Annotated in this window: 13 protein-coding genes; all 13 read right to left on the bottom strand. The window is 51.4% G+C overall.

Translation table 11 applies throughout. The annotated features are described in order from the left end of the window. Position 1: 1 nt before the first annotated feature. The gene (locus tag HPY86_00645; GenBank protein ID NPV13431.1) at positions 2–3,388 is read right to left on the bottom strand and encodes a hypothetical protein; all 3,387 of its coding nucleotides are present in this window, start codon (positions 3,386–3,388) and stop codon (positions 2–4) included. A 2-nt stretch (positions 3,389–3,390) separates the two neighbouring features. Continuing rightward, positions 3,391–4,644 carry a hypothetical protein gene (locus HPY86_00640; protein NPV13430.1) on the bottom strand — a complete coding sequence of 418 codons (1,254 nt, stop codon included), beginning with the start codon at positions 4,642–4,644 and terminating at the stop codon, positions 3,391–3,393. Beyond that, on the bottom strand, positions 4,641–5,672 hold the full coding sequence (locus HPY86_00635; protein ID NPV13429.1) for a hypothetical protein: 1,032 nt from the start codon (positions 5,670–5,672) through the stop codon (positions 4,641–4,643). Before HPY86_00635 ends, HPY86_00640 begins: the two co-directional genes overlap by 4 nt. Next, positions 5,659–6,555, bottom strand: a complete 897-nt coding sequence (locus tag HPY86_00630; GenBank protein ID NPV13428.1) for a hypothetical protein — start codon at positions 6,553–6,555, stop codon at positions 5,659–5,661. The genes HPY86_00635 and HPY86_00630 overlap by 14 nt, the downstream gene beginning before the upstream one ends. Next, positions 6,555–7,646, bottom strand: coding sequence for a poly-gamma-glutamate system protein (gene pgsW, locus HPY86_00625; protein NPV13427.1), 1,092 nt, complete (start codon positions 7,644–7,646; stop codon positions 6,555–6,557). Before pgsW ends, HPY86_00630 begins: the two co-directional genes overlap by 1 nt. Continuing rightward, the gene (gene pgsC, locus HPY86_00620) at positions 7,646–8,089 is read right to left on the bottom strand and encodes a poly-gamma-glutamate biosynthesis protein PgsC (protein NPV13426.1); all 444 of its coding nucleotides are present in this window, start codon (positions 8,087–8,089) and stop codon (positions 7,646–7,648) included. The genes pgsW and pgsC overlap by 1 nt, the downstream gene beginning before the upstream one ends. Next, complete coding sequence (gene pgsB / locus HPY86_00615) at positions 8,079–9,245, bottom strand: poly-gamma-glutamate synthase PgsB (protein NPV13425.1); 1,167 nt, start codon at positions 9,243–9,245, stop codon at positions 8,079–8,081. The genes pgsC and pgsB overlap by 11 nt, the downstream gene beginning before the upstream one ends. Before the next feature lie 96 nt (positions 9,246–9,341). Beyond that, the gene (locus HPY86_00610; protein NPV13424.1) at positions 9,342–10,349 is read right to left on the bottom strand and encodes a helix-turn-helix domain-containing protein; all 1,008 of its coding nucleotides are present in this window, start codon (positions 10,347–10,349) and stop codon (positions 9,342–9,344) included. 396 nt (positions 10,350–10,745) lie between these two features. Then, positions 10,746–14,330, bottom strand: coding sequence for a T9SS type A sorting domain-containing protein (locus HPY86_00605; protein NPV13423.1), 3,585 nt, complete (start codon positions 14,328–14,330; stop codon positions 10,746–10,748). A gap of 104 nt (positions 14,331–14,434) precedes the next feature. Continuing rightward, entirely contained in the window at positions 14,435–15,703 is a 1,269-nt protein-coding gene (locus HPY86_00600; protein NPV13422.1) for a hypothetical protein, read from the bottom strand. A gap of 105 nt (positions 15,704–15,808) precedes the next feature. Then, complete coding sequence (locus HPY86_00595; protein NPV13421.1) at positions 15,809–16,366, bottom strand: hypothetical protein; 558 nt, start codon at positions 16,364–16,366, stop codon at positions 15,809–15,811. A gap of 37 nt (positions 16,367–16,403) precedes the next feature. Beyond that, positions 16,404–16,985 carry a hypothetical protein gene (locus tag HPY86_00590; GenBank protein NPV13420.1) on the bottom strand — a complete coding sequence of 194 codons (582 nt, stop codon included), beginning with the start codon at positions 16,983–16,985 and terminating at the stop codon, positions 16,404–16,406. A gap of 159 nt (positions 16,986–17,144) precedes the next feature. Then, a complete protein-coding gene (locus tag HPY86_00585) occupies positions 17,145–20,294 on the bottom strand; it encodes a hypothetical protein (protein ID NPV13419.1) in 3,150 nt (1,049 codons plus the stop codon). Between the last annotated feature and the right edge of the window lie 47 nt (positions 20,295–20,341).

The following is a 20,341-nucleotide window of genomic DNA, read 5'->3' as shown; positions in this document are numbered from 1 at the left end:
TTTAACGGACAACAACAACCGCCTTGTTCTCTAAAATTTTACCGGCGCGGCTCGTTCCCGTCAATTGCACCAGATACACGCCACCCGGAACCACCGCACCTTTGTTATCTTTTAAATCCCAGCGGAGGTAACTTTGCGGTTTAGCATTAGATACTTCAAACCTGCGCACCTGTCTGCCGGTAACATCAAAAATCTGTACCGTGCCCTCATCAATACCTCTGATAATAAACGAAACGTTGCTCTGGGCAACATTAGGTTTCGCTTCAAACAAGGTGCCAAACTCTCTGCTCTGGTCTTCACTGACAAAGGTAAATGTATCTGGCGGATTGGTTGTGAACTTAATCGCCCTTCCCGGTACAACCTCAGCCGCGGTTACTGGATAACTGCCGGCAAATGTCCATTCTAAGCCATCGTTGTGGCTCGGGCTCTGAATACCAACTGTAGCGAAATTGTGACTATTCTGCCATAATGTGTCATCGTTCTGTACATAAAGGTACTGGCAAACAATCGCACCATCACCGGTTTTTGTGGGATGAAAAGCCGGGTCAAATAGAATCGCCTGGAATGTTTGCTGCTCCCCGATATAGGGTCTGCGAAAACCGTGAATATGATACACACGGCTCCACTGGACAATAAAACGATGATTCGGTTCGTCGTAATAGTAGAACACGCCGGGTGCTCCCAATGTGTCTGCCCGGAAGTCGTCCCAGAACACCGCAATTAAGCCGTCCGGTCCTTGTGCCGAAGGGATGTGCCAGTTGTACTGGTCGCTGAAAGTTGTGCTGCCCATTGCGATGTAACCGTTATCGGCAATCGAGATGGTCCGGTACTCAGTTCCATAAAACTTGAAGGTAAACGGCAGGTCAATTGGTATCGTCTGGTCATTACCGAGTTCCAGATGGGTTCCTGCCCCACCTTGCCCAGGGTCAATCTCAACCCAGTTATAAACCGGTCGCTCCTGATAACCGATATCGGTGTCATCATAGCCATAATACCCATGATAATCTGGACCCAATGGTGCGCTGGCAATTGGCTCGCCCACTGTAATCGGAAATCCTACAGTCTGCTCAAAACCGTCTGAACTCCTGAAAACCAACCACATAAGAAACTTCCGGCCAACACCGATGCCCGGTGCGGCTTGAACCACAAACCGGTCGCTAATATTCTCTCCTGTGCTACCTGCTCCAACCGTTCCAAAATAACCTGAAGAATCAAGCACCGCTATTGCCCGGTTGTTAGAAGAACGCAGAATTCCTGTGGCATTTTGCGCTTCAACATCACCGCGATTCAGCACCCGTACCGACAACTCTCCTGTTTCCCCCGGGTCAAGAAATCCATTGGCATCGTAGACCGTTAAACCGGTTACCGCCATAGTCGGGCCCACAACCTCAAGCGAAAACCCTGTTGTCCAGACACTGTCACCACCTGTTATCCTCAACCCAAAATTTAATCGTTGCTGACTGGTACAGGACGGTGCAATCTGGACCACAAACGGTGTTGCGGTGCGCTCCTCTCCGGGATTAAGCGTACCATAATCCCGGATTGAGTCCGCTACCGTAGAAAAAGAGTCAAGAGAATAAAGAACCGCCTGAATCCCATTCGCGGGCTGTGAAACACCAAAATTTTTCAAAGTCACAGAGACATTGGCTAACTCGGATGGTGAAACAAGTTCCGGGTCGTAATTAGCAATGCCAACCAGAACCCCTCTTTCCTCACCAAGGCTGAAACCAAGATGGGGTTTAAGATTTTTGCCGGTAACGGTGACAAACAGCGTATCCGGTGTCGTCGTGGTAATGACAAACCGTGCCCAGCCCGCGCTGTTCGTTCGCATCAATGAATGCACCTCGCCTGACTTGTAAAGACAGACCAGGGCGTCTTTTACCGGGTTGCCCGAAGCATCCTGGACATAAACCGGAAAAGAAATATTTCCAGTCGGATAGACCGCAGGGTAGGAAACGGTAACCTCTTTGGGCACCGTGGTCCACATCTCCATTGATGGATCGCCAAGAAGGTTGTAAGTGTAAAAATATAAAATCAGGTCCGAAGAGTCTTCGGGCAACGGAAAGTTCATCAACTGCTCCAGTTTCCCGCAGTACATCGCCGGTCCTGTGGTCGTAACATTGCGGTCAAATATCGCCCGATAAATCCCGTAGTCCATACAGTTGTTCCAGCGGGTTGAGGTGCCGGTATAAGATGTCCCCCAGAATGCAACCCCTCCCTTGGGATTGGTAGGGGTACCGGCACGCAGCCACGCCTCACCAAAACAGGGGTTTGCGCCGTAATTACCGGTGCCGCAGTAAAGACTGGTAATGACCGGCAACTTCCATCCATTATTCAGGTTATAAACATCGTTAATCTCAAACTGCGGATAGTTCCACATTCTTGTTTGACCCCAGCCTCTACCATTGACAAACAAAACTCCGGAATTAACCGCGCTGTCAACCGGTCCCCGACCAGAAAGCGTGGGCGGATAGAATACGGTGTCAACCTTATGAAATCCGCGCCTCAGAAGTTGCTCGCGGATGCGTCGCTTTGTAACCAGTGCCGTAACCGCGGGTGTACCGCCTTCCTGATAACTTGTGCCGACCATCAACGCCTGATGAAACCAGGATGTATCAGCCATATAAGGGTTTGATTCGTAGTTAACAATTTTTGCTACAATGCAATCCAGTTCTGACACATTCGCTGCCGGGAGTCTGCCAACAAACAGGTCCGCAAGGTGGTCATCACCATCCACCAAAGAGTAGGTATGGTCGGTTACGCAGGAAGTTGCACCCGGTGTCGGAAAAGCAGGAATTTTGTTTATCGCTCCTACTAACAGCACATAGGTCGGTTTTGGGTTCCAGGTCGCATAGGCGTTGCTGATGAAATTCCGTATCTCATCCCGCTGTGTTCCGGTCTCTGATGTCTTTTTGACCCACACCTTAAACCCTTTAAGTTCCTTCCACCGCGCTAAGGGCAGAATGTGGTCATAAAAATCGTCCGGGACAATAATCAGATAACCAATTTCTTCATTGTTGTTTTCCCAGCCGCTCGACCAGGGAAATAACAAACGCGCCATCGGGTTATCCATCCAACGCTTATCAATCGATTGCACCAATTTCAGTTCTAACTCTGCCTTGTTATCACCTTCGGGTACAACAATCAAGGGAACAACCTCAACTCCCCCTGCCTTCATCACCCTGCCAAAAAACCATTGGCAGTTCTGGGCAGAAGAAACTTCTGGTAAAACCGCGCCCGGTGCTGGAACAAGAATCGCATTAGCAGTAATTGATTCTTGAGGTGTTACAGTGATATTTAAAGTTTGAGACCGGAAAGAAACCGAAACAGGACTGTCAATAAAACTGTGCGCACCAAAGACAAGAAGTAAAATTCCCAACCCGGTCATTATCATTCCTCCTTCCTGATAGTTACAATTCCCCAATCCCGGTCACAAATCAGATAATAGTGATGGTTGGCAGATACTCCCGCCGCATACGCATATGGGGTTTTTATCTGTGCCACCAGTTCGGGTGATTCAGGCTGAACACAGTTCACAATTGCAACTCCACCGGAACCGCAGGAAACTATCACCAGGCTATCGTCTATCACAACTGAATTTGCATATCCCTCAAGGGCTAATGTACTCAGCACCTTGATACTATCCGGCTCCGACCCATCAAGAACTATTAACCCAGTACGCCCATCCGCGACAAAAATATGGTTATCCCGGACCGCAATGCCGCGGGCGTTTCCTGGCGTATCAAAACTTCCGACCTGTACCGGTGGAAAGGTGTCAAGACGCCAGGCAGCAACGCCTAACTGTTCACAGGCGACAAAAGCCCAGGGCGCACGCAAAGCAACATCCCGGCAGTCACGCGGGTAATAGTATTGAAACCGGAGGTTGGGATAACGCGGGTCGCTTACTGATGCGGCGATAAACTGAGCGCCCGCCGCGATGTAAACCCAGGTGTCCTGCAATACCAGATTGTAACCATAACCGGGTTGCGGGTACTCAAGAACGCCAGTAACCTTAATACTCTCGGGCTGGCGGACATTTAAAATCAAAAGTTCCTTATAACCATAGGCAAGAAACGCCAGACTGTCTTGCACCGCAACGCCCCAGGCGACATTCAGTGAGTCCAGATAGCCGCCCATAAACACCGGCGCCTCAGGATTGGAAATATCAAAAACCGCCAGACCAGCCTGACCATCCGCCACATAAGCCCGGTTTTCGGCAATCGCAATATTATGAGGATAGCCGGTAGTCTTGGCCGTACCGACAAGAGCAAACCGTTGAATCGTAAACGAACCGGTTTCGGACCAGTCACCCCAAATCCCTTCTTCGCTCTGTGCCTTTACCCGCCAGAAATAGTTACCATCGGTCTTCAACCTGACCGTCACCGAATATCCGGCAACCGTATCATCAACCACCAAACTTTTAAACTTGCTATCCTGAGCAACCTGTAACAGATAAGAGTCGGCACCAACATCTTCCCATTGAAATGTAACTTCTGCCGAATTTAAAACCGCATCCGGTGCTGGAAGATTCAACACCACTTTACCCGGAGCAGGCAGGGGACGAATACAGTAAACCCCAAAGCCGGTAAAGACTACCGTCAGTAAAAAAAACAGCCGGTAAACCAATTTGCCCGCCGTTTTCACCTTTCTCCCCCTTTCTTTCCTTTTTGTGCCTTTGCGCCCGCACCGATTTTAAGGGGCAGGCGGGCACCAAAACTGAATGCACTCGCCCGGTAATTCTTTATTTCGTCAATCTCGTTCTGGTAAGGGGAACTGACTTCACGCCACTCCAGCTGATATGTGAAGGAAAGTGTAACCGGTTTTAACCGGTATTCGGCGCCCACGGTTATCTCCTGAATTTCGTCAATCCTGCCGGCGTGTGTTTCATCTTCAGTTGCTGTGTAACGCCGATAAGACCAGTTGTAGCCGGCGTTAATTGCGAACCGATTAAACCTTCTGGGTCTACTTGCCACCTGAAAACCAATCTGCTGTTCGTCGTAAGATATATCCGGCGTTGGACCTTTTGCCCTTGCCCATTTGAACCGGTACTCGCCGCTGAGCATAAAGTTGGACCAGGGGCACCAGTCGATTGAAATACCGGTCCGGTGCGCCCTGGTGTCGTAATAGTCAAACGGTGCAATGTAATCGTCTGTTTCAAAACGGTATTCTGGTTGCAGGGTAAACGGACCGAACTGCCGCTCAAAATCAAACCCGAACAGGTACTCACTAAAACGGCACGCAGCATACCGCACAGCGCTCTTGACGGTATTATCGCGATAATACCGAATCAGATAGTTCGGCATCCATACCAAAGAAAGTTTAGCCGTCCCAACTTTTCCCAAATCCTGTTTTATCCGGCAGGTCACCAGTCCGTAACTCTTCTCTGAATTCATAATGAACTGGTGAACTTTCAAACCGAGTTGCGGCTCAAAACCTTTCGTTCCCATCCAGGCTAACTGTCCAGAGACTGTTACATCAACATCATCAAGCGTTTTGTATGGAAATCGTGCCGGATTCTCGCGCTGCCGGAACACCTCAATATCTGATGGGGAAAAAAGAAAGATGTTGTTATGGTATTTAACATCCGCCTCCCAGACCGTGCGCCACAAATCCGCACCCCGGGCAACAGTCGCCAAAAACAAAAAAAGCACTACCGGTTTAATCCTGGCCATAACCTGTTTCCTTTACAAGTCTTTCAATCATCAATGCCCCGCCTTTTGCGGTCGTACCCTGCAGGACAATCTTGAGCCGGTGCGCACCCGGTTTCAAATCAAACTTCAACACCCGCTCCACCGAAGGAACAACATCGCTCATCTCCTCATAGCGCGCGGTAAGCGCCTTCTTCACTCTAAAACTCCTTTCCGTAATTAATTTGCCATCCTCCTGAACCGCAATCCCGAACACTTGCTCACCGCGCATTGTCGGGTCAAAATTCAACCGCACCCGCAACCGAACCGGACCAGAGCCGGAAAAACTGACTTCACAGGGCTCATCACGAATAATATGATAGTAACCACTTCGGCGCATCGTTTCACTACCCTGTTTGGTAATAACTGTCAAACCTTTACTACCCGAAACTGTCAACCTCTCCCAGACCGCAGGCGTCTCAAACGCCAGCCGTATAGCCACGGTATCAGACTGAGCACTGTCCAAAACCAGTTTGAAGTTTGAATCACCGGGCATCAGTTTTACAAAAAAAGAGCGCCACTTACCAAGTTGCTGGCCTGCTGGTCCCAGTGTTTTATTCGACCGTTCGGTCTCAAGACGGAACCGCTGGCGCTGACCGCCCTTAATAAACAGGATTGAATAAACCGCCTTATCTTCCTGCCGATTCTGCCACCACAAACGGGTGTAAATCCGCAGCCAGTTTCCGGTATCGGAAACGGTGCTTATGTTAAAGGTCAGCGGCTGGTCTCCAGTCAAAAGGTAGTAGTCAACCGGTACCCGCTTGATAACATTCAACTGAACTTTAGCCGGCTGGCCAAACGGCTGAATCTGCGCCGCCGCGACTAAACCGGTCAGGCACAAAACAGTCAACATGCTAACCGGTCTCATCATACCGCCTCCCCATCATCTTCACCCCGAACACCAAAGTAGTACTCAATCTCATACCGGACGATTAGAAATAATAGACCGAACAGAACTATTGCCAGAAGGAGCGCACCGACAACCGAGTAACGCGCTTCGTAAAACAACCTGCCCTTGCCAATCTCGCCCAGCGGCACCGGTGCAATCGGCAAGCGGTAATCACTGGCAACTCGCCTTGGGCTACCAATGTGTATCACCGGCAATCTCCGGTTTAAAAATTCGGCAACAATCCCGGTTCCGGCTTTGGCGATGCGTTCGGTAATTACTCTTGATGGCAACCGCACAAGTGGGTCACCGGAATTGGAACTTGCCTGACCCACTGCAACCAGAAGCCGGCACCGTTCAAAAATCGCCGCCCGTTTTGTGACCGCTTTGGAGAGCGACTCTGGCACAAACAACGGCACACCGGTTAACTTTGCCACGCTGTCAAGAATCATCCTGCCTTCGGGCGAAAACCCCCGACCATCATCGGTCTCTCCACCCCGGGTTGCCAGGACACTTGAAAAATCCCATAGTCCGGCTTGACGCAGAACTTGCTCAATCTCAAGCCAGGTCCAGCCCGGATAGTTTGCCCCCCACATCCCGGCACTCTGGTCGGTAACAATCACCGGTATTAGACCTAAGGTCTTTGCCACCGCCAGAATCTGGATATTTAACGCTGGATATGTTCCATCCCAGTTTATCGCCACGGTATCACCGGCTTTGGCACCGGCTTTGTAAAACATCTCAATTAGGGCGGCACTGAAGTTCGGGTTGGTGGTCGTCAAAGCATCGCTCAAATCGGTTCTCCCATAGGTAATCTGGGAATATTGAACCCCGACCAGACCGGTTAAGTTCGGGTCATTAACCGAGTCAATCGGTAGATGGAGTTCATTCAACCGGTAGTTCCGCACCACCTCAAACGCCTTTGCTGACAACCGGGCAGCGGCAATTTTTGTTTCGTACCAGCGGCTCGGCACCGTCCGTTTTGTTCGTGTCTCGATAAAATAAAATAACAGGGCGATTAGCGCCAGAACAAAAATCACCCAGCGATTTATCTTACCACGCCGGCGTCGCATCAGAACACCCCGCCCGATATTGCGGTAATCAAAAAACGGGTGAGTACCGCAGCAATCACCATCGTGGAAATCGTTTCCACAATCCCCTGACGACTCATCCAGTAGGCAATAAGTCCCGGGATAACATAACCAATCACACTTAAATCCACCCTGCCGGTGTTCAAGCTCAGCGGCGGTGCAATCTTGGTCGCATAACCCAATAGATAGCCGATGAGTACCCCGAGCAGAAGTGTGCGCCGACCAAAGAGCAACATAAACCGGCTTAAAAACTTTAACAGGAAGTAGGTAACAAACGCCACCGCTACGGTTGACAGAAGTCGCACCGGCTCATTTAAACTCAATGCGATGTAACCGGGCACAACAATGCCACCGGCTGCCAGCCCGACCGTCTCGGTAAGGAAAAAAGAAAGTAGCATCCCCAGCCCGATGGTTTCAATTATCAACCCTGCCTCCTTTCTGGGCAAAAAAGTTAATCAGCCTTTCGCCATAACCGACCGTATTCCCGGTGGCGAAAATTAGCGCCCGCTCATTGACCAGACTCAAAACCTTTTCATAGACCAGCGCCGGTTCTAACTCCTCACCCAGGTCCACAACCTTTTCAGCGGGCACGCCTAACTGCCGCGCCCGGTTGATAAAAACTTTCGTCAAACCGCCGGTGACCACAATGTAATCCTTTTCCCAGTCCTTAACCAGTTCCGCCAGTTGGCGCGAGCGGTCGGTCCGGTCCCGGCGACAGTTCACCAGCACAATCCGGCGCTCACTGTGGTCCTTGACCAGCCGCCAGAGCATCCCGATTGAGTCCGGGTCATTGGCGGCAAGGGTATTGACAACTTCCAGTGTCTTACCCCCATCAACGATTTTATAAATCCGCATCACCCCGGAGTCGGGTAAACTGCGCTGCATCCCGCGCAGCGCATCCTCGCGCCGAACACCAAGACTGGAACACACCGCCAGCGCCAGCGCAACATTCTCCTTGTGCTCGATGTAACTGAAACCCCGCATCTCCTCATCGCTAACCGTCGCCGGGTCGGTAACAGTCATCTCCACCCCTGGTCGAATTCGTTTCTGCAACACCTTAAGGGGTGCCCCGCGCTCAGCAGTAAAAAACTTACCGCGTCGCGGAATCGTATTGCTCAAAGCCCGGGCAACATCCCAAACCGTAGGACCCATCACATCCAGATGGTCGGCGCGGACATTGGTAATCACCCCATGCGTCGGCTGAATCAGCATCTGCCCCTCGATGCGCTGATACTCCGGCACCAGCGCCATACACTCAATCACCAGCGCCTGCGCCTGATACGCTCTTGCCCGCCGCACAATCCGCAACTCCTCAATAATGTTTGCCTTGCCCAGCCGCCGCACCGGATACTCCTCGCTGTCACCAACAATAAAACGGGGTTTTGTGCCGGTAACCTTGGCAACCACCCGCATTCCGCCGGCGCGCAACCCCGCGGCAATCAATCTCGTCACCGAAGATTTGCCCCGGGTGCCATTAACCTGCACCCGCACCGGAATCGCTTTCAGGTTTCTCAGATGGAGATAGTACTCGGCAAGTCCAAACCCGATAAACACCAGGACAAGAATGAGTATAAAAATCATCGACCGAGCCTGTCGTTGGAAAAAATTATATTACCGGTCTCGCCCAAGTCAATTATCGCCCTCATAAGTTACCACGCCTCACACCCTTTCTTCCCATTATCCCTTTACATCATTAACCTGTTCATAATAAGCAAGAAACATCTCCTTTATTCTTGCTATTTGCGGAAATTTCCTCCAGGTTAAGAGCAATAGTTCAATGCGCCGTTGTCGCTCAGCCGGGTCAAAACGGGTCTCATCACAGATACGCATCAGTTCTGGCAGAAGGGAAAGTTTAACCATCGCTATTTTATTTTCCGTTAGGTTTTCTCTTCTCAACTCCGCAACGATTTTATCGGCAAACATCGCCAGCCGGCGCTTTTGGGACTCCTGAATTTGAATGCGCGCTGCCATCCGCTCCTGTAAAAATCGGTCTTCAGCCCTGATTGGTGTGGTAACGGTTTCTAATGTCTGCTCGGACGACAGTTCCGCCATCGTCCTTAACTTCTCCTCAACCAGTAACGCCATCTCCTGCCGCACCCGTTCAACCCACTCTTTTTTCAACGCTATTGGCAACGCCCGGCTTGACTCCTTTTTCAACTGCCGCTCCCGGCTTATGGGCCGGTTGCGGGTGCGCCACAGAATCTCAAACCAGCGGCGCCCGATTTGACACAGGGCACCACAAACACTGGTGCGTGCCACCACCTCACCCAGCTCCTTCAAAACTGAACAAAGCCGCTCCTCAACATCGTGCCGCAGAAGTTTCATCAGATAAACCTCCAGCCGGCGTCGCGCCTTCTGCTCTTCGGTCCGAACGAATTTAGGTTTCTTCTCCGGTGCGGTTCTCTGCGCAGTTTTCTCGACCCTTTTCTGCGGCACTGGTAGCGCCGTATAACCCGTTAATAAATCCTCAATCTCCTTAAACCCTGCCCGGCACACCCTCAAATAGTCGGCAATTAACCCAATCGATGGATTTTTGACCCTCGCATTTTCCAGCCGGCTCAACACATTACATCCCCCTTTACCCTTTCCCATAAATTCTGCCATCTGCCTGAGGCTCAAATTTGCCCGTTGCCTTAATGAGCGCAGCCGTGCACCCATCTGTTTTGTCCAGACAAACCTGTCCATAGCCATTCTCATTATACTTTAAAGTATACACCGGGCAAACCCGGACAAGAAACTAATCAGTTGATACTGTTAAACTTAGCGGTCTCGCCCGATTTTCCCTACCCAACCCTGGGGTAGTCTCCGGAATGGTATGGGAAATTGTGCGTAAAACCATCTCCAAAACCATTTCTATTACGGTTTTAACCCTGACTCCCGATTTTCTTTTTGAACTACCACCGGCTACTAAACCGGTTTTAATGCCCGCTTTTCAACCAGCATCAGTATCAGATGCGAAATCAACAATTTTCCCTACTGGTTAAATCCAATCAATCCCGCCCCGCCGGTTAGGGTAAAAAATTCTATTAAAATTAAGGGGCGCCCTGCAAAGAGCGCCCCATTCGCATTAACCGTAAATCGCTACTCGACCACTAAGAATTTGGCGACCGCACTTGAGCCTGGTGCCCGTACCTTCAGGAAGTAAACGCCATTGGCAAGCCTGCCCGGTTTGTAGAAGAATCTGCCCGCTCCGGGTTCAACCGCAAAACTGTGCTGTTCCATAACTCTGCCCGCTGCATCAAACACCAAAAGTTCCAGATTGCCTTTTTCTGGGCTGAAGTAGTTGATGAAGGCACCATTGCGGAACGGGTTCGGACTGATAACGAGCGGCTTTGCCGCACTCGCCTGAACCTCACCCGACTCCTCTTTCACGCCAAGCAGGTTCGCCTGGTACCAGCGCCGGCAACTGTCCGCCGCCTCCCAGAACCCGTTAACCGTAGTCGCACCAACAACGCCGAATGCAATCCGCCAGGTGCCACCAACCGGCAGGTCCTGAGGCCCGGCAGAAACAAACACCGACCAGTCATAAGCCCGGTTGGAGTTGCGCTGAACAATCGTACCATTGAGAACCCGATACTTCTGGTTATCGGTCATACAGGAGTCCGGATAAACATAGATAGCGTGGTCCAGCGCGCCGATGTTGGCATACCGTTCGGGCTCAAGCAGAACCAGACCCGCACTCGGGTTTTCGCTTGATGACTGGCGCATCAATACCGCGCGGCGCACCGTGTCCGAGGTTACGATGTTTGTGGTCGGCGACGAACCAACATCAAAGTCGGCAATTATCCCGGCATAGAAACCGTTAATCGGCTGGGAACCGTTGTTCGTGAACTCATAGGTCAAAACCGCCCAGTCGTCATAACCACTTTCACTATTCATATAGAGATGCTGACTCGCCTGCAGACCTTTGGGTGTTGAATGGCCCGCATCGGTCAGGGTATTGAGCCAGTGCTCATCCGCAGGTGCCGGTGGTGTCACCATCCGGAAACTGTCTGGAGTGCGCCAGTCGTGATTTGTCCCGGAACTTGCCGGCTGGCCATAGAAATGGTCCACCAGATAGGTTGGCGAGTTGCCCGCGAGCAATGCACCAAAGTAGAGACAGGAAGCCGCGGTTTTCGGTACTTTGAAACCCTGACCTAAGTCGGTTGCCGGTTCGTCATAACCGATGGAACCGATTGCACACACCGAAAGGAGCACCGAGCCGGTGTCAAGGTCAACCATAAACTGCCCGGGCATTGGCGGCTGTCCCACCTGTAAACTAAATGTGTAGGTCCAGTCGTGCTGGTAATTGTCCGAATGTACCTTGAGGGTACAGACCACAACCGTTCCCGGCGGAATTGAGCCGTTAGCCTGAGCAACAAACGGGTCAGAGCGGTTATTTCTTAAAGAATCCTGCGGGATATTCCCATAAGATGATGTGGAATCGGTAATTACAAAAAGGTTATTGCTCGATTTCAAGCGTGCCGTGACACCCTGAGCCTCGGTATTGCCCGCATTGCGCAGCGTTACATAGATTTTGCCCGTTTCACCCGGATCAAACCTGCCGTTGCTATTGCCGCCAGGTGGTGAGTCAACAACCATATTGGAAACATAAACAACATAAGGCTGTGGTGTTCCGCCGCCACCTACGGGCCTGGTTGTTGTAAAGGGCAGAATCGGCGTATGCTGCACACCAGAAACCGAGTGCTCAGCATGACCTTCACTCACCGTAATCCGCACATCACCCGGTGTGCTGGCATTAAGTGCCAGAACCGCAACTCCGCTGGCATTGGTCCGTTCCGAGACATAGATGTCTGGCTCTTTGTAGGCACAAACCAGCGCGCCTTCAACCGGTCTGCTCCCAACCCGCACCGTGACATTCAGATTGTAAGGTCCAAGCGGAATTGAATCGGGCAAAGTCACGCTTGGTGATTGGGGCATTCCACCTGCCCAGACCGGCATTGACGGGTCACCGAGCATTACATACATATAGATGTTGTCAGGATAAGGTGAACTGGGCCAGTACTTCGCCACATAGGCATCAACCCCATAGCACTTGATATCGGCAAGGTGGAACACGGTCGGACCGTAGTTACGCACACCAGGCACCGTGATTGTCCAGGTGTCACAGGTTGCCCGCACTAAGGTTGAGCAGATGCCGTGATTTGGATAGGTATAGGAAGCCTGAGTTGCGGCTAAACTTGCTGCGGCACCGCCCGGATATTTGTTCATCCACTTTTCCGAAAGGCAGGTGTCCTGATAGATGTCGCCACAGTTACACGCGATATTGTAAACCACCGGTGTCAGGTCACCGTTGCTCAATGCGTTCACATGCGAGTTGTACCAGGAGCCGTCCCTACCCCATGCCTGCCACTCCATATAGTCACCGTGTCCGCGATAGGCAACAATACCCCTGCCTTCATTTATCGCGTTGGTCACCGTGGTATTGCCGGTGTAATAACCCATAATCGTCTCAACCACCGATGGGTTCCAGTAAGGCTTGGGCATAAAGTAAATCCCGCGCACACAGCCCGAATACTTTCCGGGATAATCTTGGGAATGCGCTGGCATTGAAAGTTTGTCAAGCCAGTTGTTGGTGGAAGGTGGATTTTTCTGGTACTTAAGAATCTTCGTAATCTGCTGGGACAGGTCAACCGGATTCTTCACCGAAAGCCGGGCAATGCCGATTTCCGGATAGTTGTCGCCGCTGGGCCAGGGCGAGATATCCGAATACCAGAAGTCAGACCGGCCCACACCGGAATAAGAGCCCATCGGAATGTCGCCGTATTCACCAACGAGCAACACCCAGCGTAAAAGCGCCGGGTTGTTGCGGTTGTACTCAGCCCGGATTGAGTCCTTAATCTCCTGGGCGGTAAAACTCGCCTTGGTGATTTTTCGGACCTGATAACCGCGCTGATGAACCCAAGAAAGAAGCGAATCGTTAAGATAGGCGCAGGTATCAAACTTCTGGTGGCAGAAAACAAGATAGCGTACACCGGGCGTATAGTCCGTTAACGGCTTAACCGGCAGGAGATTGAAGTTGTCCACATAGCGGCTATAAAGCGGCACCATCCAGTCAGCAACAAATTCAGGGTAATTTCCGCCCGAATAGTCAACCCGGACCCGAATCCGTTTTGTCACCTCAATTTCACCTTTTGCCGGATTGACCTGAACCGGATAAACCTGCAAATTTGCCACCCCTAAATCGCGCCACACACCGGTATTGATTAATTCCACATCCTTACCCGGATAAGAGATGTTCTGGGTGTAGAAAGCCTGGTCAATTACCAGCGGTCCGGGCTCCTGATTATCAAGCAAGGGTGGTTGCAACGGGTAAATCCGGTCAACCTTAAACCTTTCGGTCTCCTTGCTCAGAACCCGGGTGCTAACCTTTGCACCCTGCGGAATCCCCAGTAGAACCGAAACTTTTGGTACCTGGGGCTTACCCTCATCTAACACCGCCATCACCTCACCCGGCAGGTTCAGCCGCACAAACTCCTGACCGTCAACCGCAACCCGTTCCAGTTCCAGTCCGGGCACGGTGATTTCAAAGGTTGTGCTCCTTGAACTCTGCTCGAGAATTTTGACCGCCGGAACATCGGGCGCACCATTAACCGTGAGCCACTCTGCCCGGCTGATACCGATGGCAACAATCGCCATCAGCACTACAAACACACGCCTCACCATTGGGGACCTCCTGTTGGATGTTTAGGATTGTTCAATCTTCGGTTTCTCTGAAAACCGCTCATTTGAAAATTTTAACTTAATAACCGCTCGGGTCAAATATAATCTTATGGTGAAAATATCACCTTTGCCGATTGAAATTGACCAGTACCATCTGGCACGACAATGAAATACAAACCCGGAGCAACCATCCTTCCCCGCTCATCTCTACCATCCCAGAAGTAGCGCACCACTCTTGACCGTTCCGGAGTTATCCTCTTAACCAATCTACCATCCGGTTGATAAACTTTGGCATCTGCCGGAATGCTATGAACCGGATTGAGTTCTAATACCACCTCGCGCCCGAAAGGATTGGGCACCACCCGTAACTGTCTATCGCAAAACATTTCACCCGGGCTTTCTACCTGTCCGGTTGTTACCCCGGCTTTAATAAACAAGGCATGCGCTGGAATTAAAGGCGCGGCGGTGCGCGGATAATTCCCATTCCAGAGATAGGTCAAACCCGCACTACCATCCCGATTTTGCAACCCGACTGTGACTGAACGAAAGTCGTTGGCCGTCTGGAACTGAATGGCAATCGGATTGTCCTGGTTTGACCCGGCAACTGCGGTGTCAAAAAGCTGAATTTGAACCTTTTCCCAGCGGTCGGGCAGACCGAAATAGGAAATCGAGTCAAACTGAATTACAAACCGGTGCCCCTGCCGGTCATAATGGTATAAAATTGTCCCGTATCGGCTGGGCGCTAAATCGTCCCAGAGAAACGCAACGATGTTGGGTGGCGCTCCAGAATAGGGCAGTTCTACATTGGTAAAGTCACAGCGACTGGTTGTGTCCGCAGCAATCCAGCCATTGGCACAGATTGAAACATGTCGGTAGTTAACGCCGTAATAGCGCCAGAAACCAAAATCCGACGGCAACTCCAGCCATCTGGTCTCATCATCACCGATTGTCAACACCTCTCCGATACCGCGCAGTTCAAACCAGTCGTAAATCGGCATCTCCTGATAACAGGAGTCGGTCCAGTCATAAATCCGATAACCATAAGCGTCAGGACCAACCGGCAGATTCATCGAATCACCAACAATTATTGGTATTAGAATTGTGTCGCTGTATCCCGAGCCGCTGAGAAACAGCCGGCAGTAAAGCGGTACCTCGATTGGCGCATCAACCATTGCCCGAATCCGAAACCGGTCAACAAGCGAAGCGGTCGTTTCCCCGGTTCCTGCCGGACCAAAAAGCCCATCACCGTCCAGGACTTCAATGAACGGTGTTCGACTGACGAGTCTGCCACTGGTATTACCGATACCGGCTCCGGCGTTGCGCAGAATAAGGGTTAAATCGACCGTTTCGCCCCGGTCAATTTTTTCGTTAGGCACACCGGTGCTGTCCAGAACCCGGAATGTTTTATAAACCAGCGCCGGTGCCTCAATCGTGTGCAGGGAGATGTCATCGGCGAAGACCTTCGCCGCCGGATAAACCCCTCAACAGTTGTCAAGGACAAACCCGAGCAGTCCAATCCGAACCGCCTTAACCAGTTCGGGCTGAACTCCGGGCAGACTTTCCAGTTCATCCCGGAGCAGAAAACGGTAATCGTACCAGTTCAATGAGTCCGGGGCAGGAATGAGATGCAACCATAGGCTGTTCTGCCAATCACAACCCCGGGTCGCGAAATAAACCCTTGTCTCGCCCAGAACCGAATCTTCATTATCAAGAAACTCCAGACAGACCGCTGCCGCGGCAAACAGGCTATCACTTTCACTTTTGGCGGTGAGCCGGCAGGAAACGGAAAACTCTAAACTGTCAATTGAAGGAGTTTCCACGCGCTGATAAAGTTTCATCCCCTGATGAAGCATCTTGTGAATCAGTACCTCAAAGTCCCGGTCCGGATTAAAACTGTGCTGCCAGCGCAAACGGCAATTACCGGTATCAGGAAAAAGACCCCAGCGCACAATCTGCCATCCTGAATCTGGGGGCAGTTCAAAATCGCCGTTAAAAATCAGTTCTCGGGGATAAACGGCGGTTAACAACAGCCCGAGCAACAAAACAAAACGGCTATATCTAACTATTGTTCTATCTTTAGTAAAGTGGTTGATTAAGTTTTACCTCGTAGGTTTTGGTAAAATACTCTACCTTAACCTTGTCCGGTCCTACCTCGGTAATCCTGCGCCCCTCAATCTGGTCACCTGCCTTAACTTTCCGTTCACCAATCACTGCCACCCGTCCACCACTCGGCTCCGCGATAATCGCTCTTAAAACCGGCGTAGTGCTTCTTCTTGTGCTGTAACCGCCCCGGGAACTTCGGACCGTAACCCGGCCCGTTTCCCGTTCCCTTTTCCTGCGTTCTCGCCGCTGGGCTGCCCTTTCTTCTCTTGTCATTCTACGCCGGCCCTCTCGTTCTCTTCTTCCGCCAGAACTCCTGACTCTCGTCTGCGTTTCCGAACCGGCATCGGTCTTTGCAACCGTCGTAGTTCGGGACCTCTTTTCCCGGGCGGTCTTTGTGGTTCCGCCCTTTTTGCCGCCAAACGCAACCACAGCAATGATTACCACCACCAGAACCGCCACAACCAGAAACAACATCATCTGAAATGAACTGGATTTTTTGGCGCCGCGCCGCGGTGGACCCATTCTCGGAGCACCTGACCGGCTTGAAGACATCATAGCACCCTCCTTGGTTTGCCGGGTATGCGGAACTCTTCCGATTTAAACCTTTTTTGATGCTTATTCCTCAAAAAATGGATGTGCATCCTGATAAACTCCGCACAAAACAATACACCAAAACCCCGCCTCCTGTCAAGCAAAAACTGATTTGGTCACCGATTAAAAAAATGCCCGTAACTCAAAACTTACTTCGTGTTCTGCCGTTCGTCCGGGCCGGTCGGTGTAGTTGTATCTCCCGGTAGCGCTGAAAATTTCGCTGAAAATCTGCTCCAGTTCTACGCCCACCTCTGGCACAAATCCCAAAGGCTGATTCAACTCCACATCCCAGGGTAAGACCTCAACTGACGCCCGGCGATAGGTCCCCCCTGCTCTAACCCGCAACTTTGTTTTTGAAGCAAATGAACTGCTCCTTGCTAACCAACCTTCAAGAGCATCCAGTCGAAACTTGCCCAGTTCCGGGTAAGCGAGCGGCTCGCTTAACTCCTTGGGTTCGTAAGCCAGAATAACCTCCAGCCGCAACTGTTTGCCAATAATCGGGGAAAACGAAAAGCGCCATCCTTTTTCTTCATAGTCAACCTCACCGGAAACCAGTCGCCGTGTTCGCTCCGCACGCTCCACTTTTCCCTGCAACTCCAGTTCTTTAAGTGCACCGCTTGCCATCTCAAGAAACACCCGATAATTAGTCACCCCTCTTCCTGTAAAGGTAAGGGTTCGGTCCTGACTGCGGTCAATAGAAAAACCCGCACTCGGGCTAAAAACCGGTACGAAAGAATTCAGTTCGGCACGCAGGTCGGTCCGAAAAAGTTCACTCAACAGACCGGTATCCGAGCGGGTCCAGTTGCGGGTAAAAGAAAGGGAAAGGTTTAGCGGCTCATAACGACTGAACTCGACCATCCCGTTCCACCCCAATTCCTGCGCTGCGGCAAACCTGCCGAGAAAGACCACAACTCGCTCGTAATCTCCATCCGGTGAAGGCAGATAACCACCAGTAATTGAGTCGCGTACATACTGCCCCTGACCCGGTCCAACATAGCGGAACTGTTCATCGCGTAACTGCACCTGACGAAAAGATTGACTTAAATCGGTTGCCAATCTCACTCCCGAAACCGGATTCCAGACGGTGTTCACCGTACCAAAAATCCGACTCCAGTTCGAATTAGTCGAGTCGTAGTAAAAACGCATCTGATAACCCCCAACCCCTTCAAACTTCAGCCGTTCCATTAACGACCAATCCCAGTTCAGGTTTAGCAATCGGCTTTCCCCACTACCGAGCCAACGGGACATTAAGGTGTCTTTCTCGTCGAAGTAAACCAGTTGAAAACCCGCGCCACCAAAAAACCTTTCCCCTGGCTTCAGGTCAACTCCAATTTCCCAACCCCGATTGCGCCCCATGCCCTGTTCCTCAAACACCAGGCCGGACCGGGGAAAAAGCCAGAAAATACGCGGGGCAACAGTGGCACCAACCCGGAAAAAATCATCCACCTTAAACCCATCAAGGGTTAAGAATCCTATCCTGCCCTTTCCGCCCACACGAACCAACTCCTTTCCTGAAAATTGCTCCATTCTGCCTGCCTCACCGGTAAACTCCAGCCAGTTTAAGGGTGCGACCCGAACAAAAAACTCGTCGCTCTTCTTCCGTTCCTCCTGACGGCTACCCGCCCAGCGATAGGAAAAATCGACCTCCGGTTTAGCACCAGGAAAAACAAACCCGGTTCCGGCGACCCGGTGCCGATACTCTATTCCCCAGATTGTATCCTGCCAACCTAAATTCAGATTCAAGCCTCCACCCTGGTCACTTGCCCCATTCTGAGCAAATAGATTCGCACTCCTTTGGCTTAATGCCCCCTCAACTGCACCTTGCAATCTGCCAAGGTCAAAAACCATCTTCCCGTAACCCACCTCCTGTCTTTTGGGTAAAACAACCCGGACACTGTCAACATAGTTTCCCTGGTTTCTGCCAACATAGCGAAATGCCAGTAAACTGTCGTCGTACACATAAGAACCAAGCGAATCTCCCTTCAGGGTAAAACGCACCTGATAGTCACCCCTGCCGCTGCCAACATACCGAAAATGACCCTCCTCCTGTACATAATCGCCTTTGCCTTCCCCGACAAACTTCCCACCGGGCAACCACGCCCGACTGGTATCTTTACCCAGCGCGCCCAACAACTTTTTCTCCTCCTCGCTCAACTCCAGCGCCAGGGTTCTGTTAGGGTCATCGCCCTCCTGAAAAAATGTCAATTCAAAACCAAATGGACCGGGTTGAAACCCAACCCCGGCAACAACCCCACTCCGTTCATACTCACCGGTGACAAACTGAAACTCCGCCTCTATTCGGGAACGGTGGTCAATTAAGTGCCGATTGGTAAAAATTAGCTCACCGGTAGAATAGTCAATCGTGTAATCGGCATCCCAGCCCCGCACCAGCAGCTTGCCATCAAGATAAACCTTCTCGCTCCCCGGCACAATTTCGGCTGCTCTGCCATCCGGTGCCAGTGGATATGGACCCTGAACCCCATCAATGCCATTTAACACCAATGAGCCAAACTCGCCTCGTGGCTTCGCATAACCCCCGGTAACCGAAAAATTGCCTAAACTCCCTTTAACAACCGCACCAAGTGTCCGCCGCGCCACCTTGCCAAACATCCCCCCATCAAATCCCAGTTCCACATCGCCAAAATTTCCCTGCCAGCCCCGGCCTCGCACGGCAATCGCAATCCGGTCCAGCTCCTCCAGTTCTCTTGTTGTCCCCTCGGGCGGTATTGGCGTACTCTGGTCAGAAAGCTCCGCCTCGACAAAAACATCTTCCACCTGCCCGGAAAGAATTAGGTTTGTTGCCTGGTCAATACCAACGCCGGAAACGCTGCCCGCAGAAAATCCAAGTGACTTGCTCCCGGAAACCGTCCAGTTCCCGGATGGCTCCGCACCGATTGTATCTATCCTTGCCACAGTAATCAGTGTCTCCCCGCGCGCCGGTTCAAGCACTCTCAAAACTTCCCCTTTCGGCATTGTCCGGCGGTCACTAAAACTTAAATAGCGATACACCACCCGAACGATAGCCAGCTCGGGCAGGTGTACAAGAAAAATCACTTTTCCCTCTCGGACATTAAGCAGATACGCTGACCGCGGCAGAAGCCGAGAATTAACAAAAACCGAATCGCTGCCCAGGATTAGGACCGCCTGCACCTCACCGACTTCAAAACCTTTCCCAACCGGATACACCGCATTTATTCCATCGGCAACAAAAACCCGTTCCAGGCGCTCGCCCAGCGGCCAAACAGAAATTTGACCGTAGTCAGTCACGGGCACTTGGCCTGATAAAGTTGTTAACTGCAGAAATAGAAAATAAACTCCCA

The sequence above is a fragment of the candidate division WOR-3 bacterium genome, assembly GCA_013177935.1.
Taxonomy (GTDB): Bacteria; Hydrothermota; Tepidihabitantia; order Tepidihabitantales; family Tepidihabitantaceae; genus Tepidihabitans.
This window is presented reverse-complemented; position numbering and strand designations above follow the sequence as displayed.